Origin of the sequence: Paenibacillus barengoltzii G22, from assembly GCF_000403375.2 — a bacterium.
GTDB classification, from domain to species: Bacteria; Bacillota; Bacilli; order Paenibacillales; family Paenibacillaceae; genus Fontibacillus; species Fontibacillus barengoltzii.
Map to the genome: position 1 here is coordinate 1,475,500 of NZ_KE159653.1, position 11,857 is coordinate 1,487,356.

The following is an 11,857-nucleotide window of genomic DNA, read 5'->3' on the forward strand; positions in this document are numbered from 1 at the left end:
TAATCACTCATTTTAAGTGGAAAATCTACAGCATCACTCCAAATCCCTGCGCCGCTCATCACAAAAGAACGCCCTTCTAGCGCAGCGTAAGCGAAATTAGGGCGTTCTTGGTTTTATTTTAGTGAACAATCACCATTCAACCGTCAACGACACTGGGCAATGATCACTGCCCAAGATGTGGCAGTCGATGCCTGCATCCTGCAGCTTCGGCGCGAGCCGGGAGGAAGCGAGGAAGTAGTCGATCCGCCAGCCGATGTTCCGCTCGCGAATTTTCGGCATATACGACCACCAGCTGTACACGCCTTCACGGTCTGGATAGAAATACCGGAACGTATCGATAAACCCGGAGGCCAGCAGTTCCGTCATTTTGCCGCGCTCTTCCAGCGTAAACCCAGAGTTGCCTTCGTTGGACTTGGCGTTCTTAATATCTATAGGATTGTGAGCGACGTTCAGGTCGCCGCATACGAGAACGGGCTTGACTGCATCCAGCCCCGTCAGGTAAGCACGGAACCGGTCCTCCCACTCCATCCGATAATCCAGACGGGAGAGGTCGCGTTTCGCATTTGGCGTATATACGGTAACGAGATAAAATTGCTCGAATTCCAGCGTGATGATCCGCCCCTCCGGCTCATAGTCCTCCTCCATGCCGTAACGCACGGACAAAGGCTTGATGCGCGTGAAGACGGCGGTGCCGGAGTAGCCTTTTTTCTCCGCATAGTTCCAATACTGCTCGTAGTCGCTGCCAAGGTCCAGCTCGATTTGCCCTGCCTGCAGCTTCGTCTCTTGAAGGCAGAAGATATCCGCATCCGCCTCTTTGAAATAGTCCAAGAATCCCTTGCCCACGCAAGCGCGCAGTCCATTGACGTTCCATGAAACCAGCTTCATGATAATCTCCTTGCCTTAATGTAATCGAGAAAACGCAAATCATCCAAATCTAGCAATCTCGTCTATGAATCATGATTCCAGTTTAACATGTCGTACGCCATTTAGAAAAACGTCTATCGACGTACATTCAAAGTAGACAGACCGCGTTTAGCGGATGTTTTTTTGCGATATCAGGATGTCAATCCCCCGTAGTTTATACTTTCTGATATCTTCAAAAAGGCTTTACCCTTCTTCACGACCTGGGCATCGTACATATTCACTGTTGTGTTGAGGAGGTAAGAAGGCGGCTGCTTTCCACGGTTATTTTTGTGGCCTTGGATGTGCGCATCGCTTTTCTCCCAATTCTTCCATGCTTCCTGCGACTCCCAGCGGATGACGACTACGACTTCCTCATGTTCTTGACTCTTCCGGTTGACCATCACGCTGATGTCCACCAAGCCCTCCATCTGGTCGATGGCGCCCTCCTGACTAAATCTAGCAATTACCTTGTCGCTGTTCCCTTTCTCGATAACCATGGTCCTTGTCATCACAAACATTCCGGTTCCCCCTATGGAAAAAATATCGCTTCTTGATTACGCCTCCGCAAGCACCGGCACCTCATAGGTCCCCGGCAGCTGACGGCGCTTCCGGCTCACCGCTTCAGGCGGCATAACCTGCGGCGCCTGCGGATGCAGCAGCCACGACTTCACCGCATGGGTATCGGATACCCGATACAGCGGCGGCTCCTGCTCGAAGTCGATCTTCATCGCGTACGAGCTCCGCAGTGCAAACGCGTCCCCTTGCGGTGGACGGATCAAGTCCGGCGGCGTGCCGGGGATCGCCGCCAGCTTCCCGCCGCCATGTCCATCGAGACTTGGCATCGAGGCCAGCAGTCCCCACGTATACGGATGGCGCGGGTCATAGAAAATTTCCTCCGCCGTCCCCGTCTCCACGATCTGCCCGGCGTACATCACCGCGACGCGGTCGGCCATTTTAGCTACGACGCCAAGGTCGTGTGTAATAAAAATAATGGCCGTGCCGATCTTCCGCTGCAGCTCTTTCATGAGCTCCAGAATCTGCGCCTGAATCGTAACGTCCAGCGCCGTGGTTGGCTCATCGGCGATCAGCAGCTTCGGGTTGGCCGCCAGCGCAATGGCGATCATGACCCGCTGCCGCATCCCGCCGCTGAACTCGTGCGGGTATTGGTGAAAGCGCCGCTCGGGCGACTTGATCCCAACCAGACCCAGCAGCTCCACGGCCCGCTGGTACGTGGCCTCTTTGGACATATGCTCATGGGTATGAAGCACCTCGGTGATCTGCTTCCCTACCTTCATGGTTGGGTTGAGCGAGGTCATCGGATCCTGAAAGATCATCCCGATCTCCTTGCCGCGAATCCGTTGCATCTGTTTCTCCGTTTTGCTGGTCAGCTCTTGCCCGTCAAACCAAATCTCCCCGCGTTTATATACGCCCTGCGGCCGGGGAATCAGTTGCATGATGGCCTGAGACGTGACGCTTTTGCCCGAGCCCGATTCGCCTACGATGGCCAGCGTTTCTCCTTTGTCGACGTAGAAGTTCACGCCGCGAATGGCCTGCACTTCCCCCTCCCGGGTATGAAACGAGATGGCCAAATCCTTCACTTCCAATAAGTGTTCCATGTTATCCCGATTCCTCACTCTCCACTCCCCTAATCGGAGTCTCTCTATAGTAAGATGACGGAGGGCAGAACCTAATGAAACGGATGAACTAGATTAACTAAGATAACTAGGTTTAACCCGTTGAAGTTCTCCTCGCCATTTAATGATAATGATTATCATTATTAAGTATAGCATATTTGTCTGTCAAAGCTCAAATGGAAAAACCCAGTCCCTGTGCCCTCCTATCCCCCTGAGCTCTCGCGAAATTTTCAATTTTAAGTCAGACTATTTCTCTATACACCCTGCCGAGGCTATGATAAGATATCAAATATGCAAAGATTCAGAGATATGAAATTTATGATTTTAAGGAGTTTAATCGATGGACGCGAACTTGCAACAATTTAAAGCGGAATTCTTCAAAGCTCTCGCCCATCCGATGCGAATTCGTATTCTGGAGGTGCTGAGCGAAGGCGAACGGAATGTCAACGAGCTGCAATCGATCCTTGGATCGGAAGGGTCAGCCGTATCTCAACAATTAGCCGTTCTTCGGGCCAAAAATCTGGTCAATACCGTCAAGGAAGGCACGACGGTTGTTTACTCGCTTCGAGATCCACTGCTGAAAGATTTGCTCGCAGTAACCCGGCAAATTTTCGACAATCATTTGGTCGAATCCATTTCCTTACTGCGCGGGATCCGAAAACAAAAATAAGGATCCTCAAGTTTCCCCGTCGGGCTGCGGGGGTCTTTTTTGTTTGTAGGAAAGTACTTGCTCTATGAAATGCAGATTTTTAAGAAAAGAAGGGTTTAACGGATGAAGTGGAGTGGAAGGTTCACCAATGTTCATGCGGCAACGCTGCGCAAAGATTTGATATCGGGGTGTATTGTTGGCATCGTGGCCCTCCCGCTTGGGATGGCTTTTGCAATCGCGTCCGGCGTCGAGCCGGAGTATGGGCTGTATACGACGATCGTCGCCGGGATCTTGATTTCGCTGTTAGGCGGATCCCGATTCCAAATCGGCGGCCCTACCGGGGCGTTTATTCCGATTCTGCTCGCAATTGTGCTGCAATACGGCTATGAGAATCTCCTGATCGCCGGCTTTCTGGCCGGGATCATGCTGGTGTTGATGGGCCTGCTGCGGCTCGGAACGCTGATCAAATTCATCCCGAGGCCGGTCACGATTGGGTTTACCGCCGGCATTGCGGTGACGATCTTCAGCGGGCAAATCGGGAATTTCCTTGGTTTGACCGGGATGAAGCGGCATGAATATTTTCATGAAAATATTAAGGAAATCTTCCTGCAGCTTCATACGTTTAACTTCTACAGCTTCCTGACTGCAGGTATCTGCCTGGCAGCCCTGCTGCTGACGCCCAAGTTTCTCCCGAAAATCCCCGGATCGCTGGTTGGCATCCTCGTGTCTACGTTAGCTGCGACGTGGCTGTTCCCCGACCGGGTGACGACCATCGGCTCCGCTTACGGGGCGATTCCCGGCGGCTTGCCGGATTTCCACCCGCTGGCCTTGTCCTGGGACAACATCGTACCGATGCTCCAGCCAGCGCTGATCATCGCCTTGCTTGGCGGCATCGAATCGCTGCTCTCTGCCGTTGTAGCGGACAGCATGACCGGCACCCGTCACGACAGCAACCGCGAGCTGATCGGGCAAGGTCTCGCCAACATGGCCGCTCCGCTGTTCGGCGGCATTCCAGCGACCGGGGCGATCGCCCGCACGGCGACGAATATCAAGAACGGAGCAGTGTCTCCTTTTTCCGGCATCATTCATGGCGTCGTTGTGCTGCTGATCGTCGCTTTGTTTGCGCCATATGCATCCAACATCCCGCTGGCCAGCATGGCCCCGATCCTGATGGTCGTCGCCTGGAACATGAGCGAGCGCAAAGCGTTTGTCCACATGCTGAAGACACGGACCAGCGATACGCTCGTACTGATCGTTACGTTCCTGCTGACCGTATTTACGACGTTGACCATAGCTGTCGAGGTGGGATTGGTGCTGGCTGTTCTGCTGTTCGTCAAACGGATGAGTGACCTGCTCACCGTTGACAAGGTGCTGCCCGATTGGGCCTCCGGCAAGGAGAAGGTACGGGCGCATATCGTGTCCAAGGATCATGATTGCCCGCAAGTTTCCATTTTCACCATCGACGGACCGTTGTTCTTTGGCGCTTCGCAAGCGTTTGATCGGTTTGTCTCGCAAATTGAAGGCGGACTGCTGCGAGTGGTGTTGATCCGAATGGGCAAGGTACCGTTTATGGATACGACCGGCGAAGCGAATTTTGCCGCCCTGATCAAGCGGCTGCAACAAGCCGGCATCACTGTCCTCGTCTCCGGCCTTCGTGCGCAGCCGCGCAAGCTGATGGACAAAGCCGGTTGCTATGCCATGATTGGCGAAGAGCATTTTTTTGAAAGCACCGGGGAAGCCCTCACCTACGCTTTAAGCCAAATCAACAACGACAAGTGCCGCGGCTGCAAGCATTTCGCTTTCCGCGAATGCGCCGCCCTGTGCGGGGCGGCGGAGCACGAGCGGCACAAGCGTACCGAACTCGCCGGGACGCTGGCTCGGGAAAGCAAGGTTACGGTGTAGCTCTGCTGGGGCTGTAAATCCGGCTAAAACCTCCCAAATAGGATGTAGTACATTCTATTTGGGAGGTTTTTTATGCTGTTTTGAAGGGATCCTCCATAACTACTTCCCCTATGACATTCGGTTTAATTACTATTCTATATCTAGTTCTCAAAATCAATATTATTGCCCAATGAAATAGTCCAATCATTTCTTTCACAGTTTCATAATTTAAGAGATGTGAGGGATATTTTTAAGAAGCTATGAAAGTCCCTTATAGTTGAGAAGCAATAGGTACCTAGCTCTCGACAAATCAGAAGAGGAGATGTTTAGTCTATGGCATTTACAAAGGAGTATGCAGCTAAAGTTATTTTAAGTTTGGACGGTGTAAGAAAAACTGAAAGAGCGCAAAGGGAAATTTATGACAAGGGTATTGTTAGTCCTACCGATTCTAGCACTTTAGCAGATGCGTTGAGTGCATCAGCTACTATCTTAGGACTTGTATTTCTTAAAAGTACAGCAGTAGGCTTAGCAACTGCCGTTCTCGGCATTGTAACCGATCTTATTCCAAATGAAAAAGAGATTCTTAAAGAGATGGTATACGATGGATATTGGCATTTAGGATACCTCGAAGACTTTTTGGTTGATAATCCAAACTTTGATTTACTGGAAGTTAACTTTCCTTTTATTGAGTACGAAACGGCTGGCGTTCGTTTCATCACAGGTAACGGCGTAGTAACTCGAGTTCATTCAAAAAGTGGGGGATGGCAAATTCTGTAATATTTATCAAAAAAAGCAACCCTTTTTTTAGTAGAAGGGTTGCTTTTTTTATACTCCGGAAAACTTACTTTTTAAATAATTCCTGAATAACGACCGGTGGATCAACCTTGCTTGTTATTTTGTAATATGAAGATCTGCCCCTGTTATACTCAAAAATATTGATGTAATGGTTATCATAAAGGATTAAACCAAACGCTAGCTCCCTGTTGACTTTTATAGTTATCCAGTAGGACTCTGTGTAACTAATATTTGATAAATTCGTTCTCTTTAGCTCAAGCTGTGAAAAATAATCTACAATTTTATTGATTTCATTTTTGTCAGTTATAGATCGTTCATCTTCATCTGCAGAGTTATATAATCGACTAATGACTTGTAATGAGCTTATTTCATCAGTATTTATATCTTTCATCACAATCTCGTTAAATGTAGTATTTTTTGAATGGTTTAAAAAAATCAATGTACCGGCAACTAATAAAATTAAAATTATTCCAATTGCAATGTATTTATAACGTTTCATAGAACATCACCTCATCTTCTCCATATAAACTTTTCATTTTAGTACATTAAAACTCCAATCATTCTTCAAACTTTAGGATACTCTATGAACTGGCTCCTTCTGTTTTACAGCAGGAGCCAGTTTCAGATTTTTTACTACTACTTTGAAAATTAAAATTTATCCTAATTAAACTTACTAACAAATTCTTAATTTCCACTAATATTTTCGTTTCGATCCTCATCTGTGTAATCTCTTACAGCTAAATGCCGATGATTTTAAAAACAAATTTTTTTATTTAATCAAACTTGAAGGGAGTGATTAGCTTCTCTAAAGTCAACGATAATCAAGTGAACAGTCACCTTAAATAAAAGAATTATCGGTACCTACTCCTAAAGTTTCCAAGAAAAGGATTGTTTAAATCCATAATATGCTCCCTCCTCCTGATCGTCAAGCTCTTCCGGTACTAAAACTGATCCTTTACCAATAGCCACTCAGTTATTGTGCACGTAAGTTGAGGGCTCACCCTTTACCGCTCCAAGGTAAACTCATCCAACCTGCGGCCGTTCACGGTATACGCGATGTACACCAAGGTGTGCTCGCTTACGGTGATCCCGGCAAACGTCTGCTTGTTGGGTTGGGTGTGTACGGCATGGTAGAACTTATCTTTTTTTAAATCGTTAAATTTGGGACCGGAGGTGTTGGTGACGACATAGACGGTCCCTTTGCCGTCTTGGGCGATTTGTCCATCCCTGATCGGATAGGAGCGGGAATATTCATGGTTGTGCCCCTGCAGCACCAGATCCACGCCAAACTCATCGAACACCGGAATCCAATCCTCGATTTTGTCGTACTGATTTCCACCGTAAGCAGGCCGATGAATCGCCACGATTGTCCAAGGCTTGGTGTTCTTGCGCAAATCCTCTCTGAGCCATTCCGTCTGCCTTTTGATTTTGGACTCCGTATTGAGCACAACGATATGAGCAAATCCATAATCAAAAGAATACGTAGTCCCCGGCGTAGCTCCCTCCGCCCCATTCTCCGGCACAAGAAAATGCGACGTAAACGCCGAAGCGTCCCCGGAAATTTCATCATGATTGCCCGCCACCGGCATCAGCGGCACGCGGGTAAGCCATTGGGCGGCTTGTCCGAACAACCATTTCCAGCCCTGCGCATCGTTCGGATTTTCCGTCATATCCCCGTTGTGCACAATGAAGCGGGCTTCCGGGAACGTTTGAAACGCTTTGTCCAACGTGCGCGCCCAAAGCCGGAAATCCGCAGCCTTCTCCCCTTGCGAATCCGTAACGTTAATGAACGTGAACGCCTCAGGTTCTGCGGCTTCCGTCACAAAGCTGGACGGCTCACTCCATCCGCCATCCTGTCCGTTCCCCACGCGGTAGACATACGTCGTTCCTGGGCGAAGGCCAGTGGCCAGCACCTTGTAGACGGTGTGCCCTTTGCCCCCGTCTTCCATCACGGATGCCTCCGCCTCGAAGCGGAGCACCTCTGCCTCGCTCCAGGAAGGACCGGGCTCCGCCCCCTCCGCGATCTGCAAAATCCCAGGCTCCCCGGCCGTCCCTTCCGTCTGCCAGGTGAACGCCATCGTCGTCCGCGCATCCCCGCCGATCGTCATCACGATCGATTGGGGTTTCGGGACGGCGGATTCGGTGGCCTGTTGTTTTTTTTGCCAACCGAAGACAACCATGCCAAGCAATAACGCAACGATCAGTACCCCCAGCCAAACCATCTGACTCCGACCTTTCATGGATAAGAACTCCTTCGTGAATTTCCCTTAAGATAAAGCGCCAGGCAGCCCCCTGTCAACTTCGGGATTAACATAATTTTACATTTATCAACGCCGTGTTAAAACTTTCAGTTTATTTTCAGTTTGCATTAAGTGGACAATCAGGCAGCCTTGATAGGATAAATGACATCACACATAAGGGTTCCCGAGAAAAGAGGTGCAACTTGAACTTGAACCAGAATCTGAGGTTTCGCCACGAGCTGAAATTTATGATTAACCGCCACCAGTATTATATCCTTCGCCAACGGTTACAGGGATTAGCCCGCCATGATGAGCATGCGGGACAGAGCGGTGAATACCATATTCGCAGTCTTTATTTCGATGACATCGACAACTCCGCCCTGCACGACAAATTAGGGGGCATCCGTGAACGCCGGAAATACCGAATTCGCATCTATAACCGGCGAGACGACCTGATTCATTTTGAGAAAAAAATCAAAAAAGGCGAGTATATCGCCAAGCTTAAAGAACGGTTGACCCGGGAGACGGTGGATGCCATCCTGGCGGGCCATATTGAAGTGCTGAACGTGCGGGAGAAGCCGCTGCTGCATGAGCTGTACCTTGAGATGAAGCAGCGACTTTTAGCGCCGCAGGTGATCGTGGATTATGTCCGCGAACCGTTTGTTTGTCCGAACGGCAATGTACGGATCACGTTTGATAAGGAGCTGCGGACCGGACTTCATGCCGTCGATTTGTTTGACCCGGATTTGCGGCCCGTTTCTGCCATCGATGATAAGCTCATCATTCTCGAAGTTAAATTTGATGAGTACATTCCGGAGTATCTGCGGGCCGCTCTGCAGTTAGAGGGGTTGAGACAGCAATCCGCATCCAAGTACGTCATTTGCCGCAAACATTTGAAGACCAACTCATGGGAGGATTATTGATTTATGAATGCAACTTCAACCACGAATTTTAGCGATATCGTAAAAAATTCCATTCTCGACAATTTCACTTCAGACATCAGCATCAGCAAAATCATCATTACCTTAGGCGTCTCGTTCCTCATTGGACTGTTCATCTACATTTTATACAAACGGGTATTCAGCGGAGTGCTGTACTCGAAAAGCTTTAACGTCTCGCTCATCGGCATGACGATGGTTACTGCGATGGTCATTATCGCTGTCAATTCCAACCTGGTGTTGTCCCTCGGTATGGTGGGGGCCCTGTCGATCGTTCGTTTTCGGACGCCAATCAAAGATCCAACGGATCTGATCTTCCTGTTCTGGGCAGCTGCAGCCGGGATCGTTGCGGGGGCCGGGTTCTATGCGCTGGCGGCCATCGGTTCGGCAGTCGTTGGTTTAATCTTGTTCCTGTTCATCAAGAGCAGTTCCTTGGAAACCCCATATCTGCTGGTGGTGAACTGCGAAAGCGATGAGAGCGAGAAGCTCGTTCATTCGCAAATCGGGCAAATGGTCAAACGCTACAACGTGAAGCAAAAAACCGTGACCGCAGGCAACATCGAAATGACGTTGGAGGTTCGCTTGCGCGATCAGGAAGGCAAATTCGTGAACCAAATTACCGCGCTGGGCGGCGTCAAACATGCCGTATTGATCAGCTATAACGGCGACTACGTGTCTTAACGCAAACCCGGAGGTGGAGGAAATGATGCGCAAAGGGACCCGGTTTATGCTGTGGACATGCGTTGGGCTGCTGTTTGTTGGCCTGATTGCCTGCGAAGCCACCTTGAAATCCGGGGGATCCTCCGTGACGAGCGGTCAGACAGCCGCTGGAGAACGAATCGTTTCTGCGGAGGAGCAGAAGCTGGATGAAGAGGTGTTCCCCAAGGACCGAGTCGTTGACGTGAAAATTACGATTGACGAAGCGGACTTCCAGGACATGCTGGACAATGCCAGCGCTGAGGAATTCAAGACGGCATCGGTGGATTACAACGGCCACCATTTTGACAATATCGGTATCCGTACCAAAGGGAATCTGAGCTTGCGCAGCGTGGTGCAAATGAGCGATTCCGATCGGTACAGCTTTAAGTTGTCTTTTGACGAATATGTGAATCAGACCTTGGAAGGCATTCAAAAAATCAACCTGAACAATAACTTTAGCGACGCTACGTACATGCGGGAGTTTCTGACCTACGAGCTGTCCGAGCAGATGGGCCTGCCTACGCCAAAGCACTCTTACGTGAACGTCTATATTAACGGCGAGCTCTGGGGGTTCTACCTGGCGGTGGAGCAAATTGGCGACGCTTATCTGGAGCGTAACTTTGGCAATGCCTACGGGGCGTTATACAAAGGGGAAATGACCGGCAGCGGCAGCGATTTGACTTGGCTCGGCGACGATCTGTCCGCATATACCGGATTGGTGCAGAAGTCGAAGTCGTCTAACGGCGATATCCTGATCAAGATGCTGGATGAACTCAATAATGGCAGCGACTATGAAAAATACATCAATGTGCCGGACGCGCTGGGCTACATCGCGCTGAACACGCTCACGAACAATATGGACAGCTACATCGGCGCGAATAAGCAGAATTATTATTTGTACGAGAATAACGGCATCTTCTCTATTCTGCCTTGGGATTACAACATGGCCTTTGGCGGGATGGGCGGCTTCGGCCGCGGCGCGAACGGAGGCGCCGGTGCGGAGGACGCCGGCAGTGCGGGAGACGCCCCAGATGCAGCGACAGACGCAACCGGTGCCGCTGGCGGGCAACCGCAAGCAGGTGCTGGCGCGGAGGCTCCAGGAGGTGCGGCGGCTCCGGATGGAGCAGCGCCAGGCGGCGGTTCGGGTCGCAGCAGCAATCTGCTGATCGACGAACCCACGCAGGGCGCCGTGGCGGATCGACCACTGGTGGCCAAGTTGCTCGCAGTTGAAGAGTATAAGGAACAGTACCACGATATCCTTCAGTCCGCGATCGACAACTTCCTGGAGAATGAGAAATTCTCAGCTCGCGTCACGAAGTTGGCGGAAATGATCTCGCCTTATATCAAAGCCGATCCAACGGCCTTTTACACCTATGAAGAATACGAGCAAGCTGTACCTCAACTGATCAGCACGAATGCGAGTCAGATCGAGAATATCCAGCAGCAGCTCGACGGCACCATCGCCTCGTCCGGCGATGGATCGGGCAGCGGCGGCGGCTTTGGCGGGATGGGCGGCTTCGGCGGCGGGCGGACGGGCCGCGCGGCAGCGCAAGGCCAGAGCCAGGCCCAGGCCGGCGCAGTCGCGGAGCCCAACGCGCCGACGGGCGGCGCTAAGGGCGGCGCGCAGGGCGCGGGCGGCGGATCGCCAGCCAACCAAGGCGGGCAGCCGCCGCAAGGCACGCCGGGGGCGCTCGGCGACGCAGGGGCGGCCCTTCCGGATGGCATGCAGCCTCCGGAAGGGTTCCCGGGCGACGCCGGTGAGCTCGGCGACGCTGCGGGCGGCTTCCCCGGCGGTGACTTCCCTGCGGGTGGCTTCCCTGGCGGCGGGTTCCCCGGCGGCGATTTCCCGGGCGGCGATTTCCCAGGCGGCGGCCGCGGTTTCGGGCCTAACGGCCAGCAAGCGGGCAGCAGCAGCGAAGCGCTTGTAACCGGCATCTCCTTGCTGGTGCTCCTGGCCGCTACCGCCTTCGTCGCCTTCTTCCGCCGCAAACGGCTATAGAAACCTGCAAAAGTGCAGTTGTTTTCTTGAAAAGCCGCAATTGGGCGGAAAACGCACAAAAAGCCTGCACTTTTGCAGGCTTTTTGCTTTTTAGCGATACAAGTTACTCAAAAACTGCA

General features: G+C 51.3%; 11 protein-coding genes. 6 read left to right on the top strand and 5 right to left on the bottom strand.

Annotated features, from left to right (window positions below; all coding sequences use genetic code 11):
- Window positions 1-129: 129 nt before the first annotated feature.
- The 3 genes from C812_RS14920 to C812_RS14930 form a co-directional block, all read right to left on the bottom strand.
- Window positions 130-885, bottom strand: a complete 756-nt coding sequence (locus C812_RS14920; protein ID WP_016313485.1) for an exodeoxyribonuclease III — start codon at window positions 883-885, stop codon at window positions 130-132.
- 170 nt (window positions 886-1,055) lie between these two features.
- Complete coding sequence (locus C812_RS14925; protein ID WP_016313486.1) at window positions 1,056-1,421, bottom strand: antibiotic biosynthesis monooxygenase; 366 nt, start codon at window positions 1,419-1,421, stop codon at window positions 1,056-1,058.
- 36 nt (window positions 1,422-1,457) lie between these two features.
- Entirely contained in the window at window positions 1,458-2,519 is a 1,062-nt protein-coding gene (locus tag C812_RS14930) for an ABC transporter ATP-binding protein (RefSeq protein ID WP_016313487.1), read from the bottom strand.
- A 358-nt stretch (window positions 2,520-2,877) separates the two neighbouring features.
- Between C812_RS14930 and C812_RS14935 the strand changes: the two genes are divergently transcribed.
- The 3 genes from C812_RS14935 (at window position 2,878) to C812_RS14945 (ending at window position 5,844) form a co-directional block, all read left to right on the top strand.
- Complete coding sequence (locus C812_RS14935) at window positions 2,878-3,207, top strand: ArsR/SmtB family transcription factor (RefSeq protein WP_016313488.1); 330 nt, start codon at window positions 2,878-2,880, stop codon at window positions 3,205-3,207.
- 102 nt (window positions 3,208-3,309) lie between these two features.
- Window positions 3,310-5,088: a SulP family inorganic anion transporter gene (locus C812_RS14940; RefSeq protein WP_016313489.1), complete on the top strand. Its 1,779-nt coding sequence runs from the start codon at window positions 3,310-3,312 to the stop codon at window positions 5,086-5,088.
- A gap of 312 nt (window positions 5,089-5,400) precedes the next feature.
- A complete protein-coding gene (locus C812_RS14945; protein WP_009224431.1) occupies window positions 5,401-5,844 on the top strand; it encodes a hypothetical protein in 444 nt (147 codons plus the stop codon).
- Window positions 5,845-5,908: 64 nt separating this feature from the next.
- Here C812_RS14945 and C812_RS14950 read toward each other — a convergent pair whose 3' ends face one another.
- Window positions 5,909-6,361, bottom strand: coding sequence for a hypothetical protein (locus C812_RS14950; protein ID WP_009224430.1), 453 nt, complete (start codon window positions 6,359-6,361; stop codon window positions 5,909-5,911).
- A 505-nt stretch (window positions 6,362-6,866) separates the two neighbouring features.
- Complete coding sequence (locus C812_RS14955) at window positions 6,867-8,102, bottom strand: purple acid phosphatase family protein (RefSeq protein ID WP_016313490.1); 1,236 nt, start codon at window positions 8,100-8,102, stop codon at window positions 6,867-6,869.
- 209 nt (window positions 8,103-8,311) lie between these two features.
- On the opposite strand from C812_RS14955, the gene C812_RS14960 reads away from it, so the two are divergent.
- The 3 genes from C812_RS14960 to C812_RS22885 are packed head-to-tail and all read left to right on the top strand — an operon-like array spanning window position 8,312 to window position 11,738.
- Window positions 8,312-9,025 carry a polyphosphate polymerase domain-containing protein gene (locus tag C812_RS14960; protein WP_036625523.1) on the top strand — a complete coding sequence of 238 codons (714 nt, stop codon included), beginning with the start codon at window positions 8,312-8,314 and terminating at the stop codon, window positions 9,023-9,025.
- Window positions 9,026-9,028: 3 nt separating this feature from the next.
- Complete coding sequence (locus tag C812_RS14965; protein ID WP_016313492.1) at window positions 9,029-9,721, top strand: DUF4956 domain-containing protein; 693 nt, start codon at window positions 9,029-9,031, stop codon at window positions 9,719-9,721.
- 25 nt (window positions 9,722-9,746) lie between these two features.
- Window positions 9,747-11,738: a CotH kinase family protein gene (locus C812_RS22885; protein WP_051134998.1), complete on the top strand. Its 1,992-nt coding sequence runs from the start codon at window positions 9,747-9,749 to the stop codon at window positions 11,736-11,738.
- Window positions 11,739-11,857: the final 119 nt, after the last annotated feature.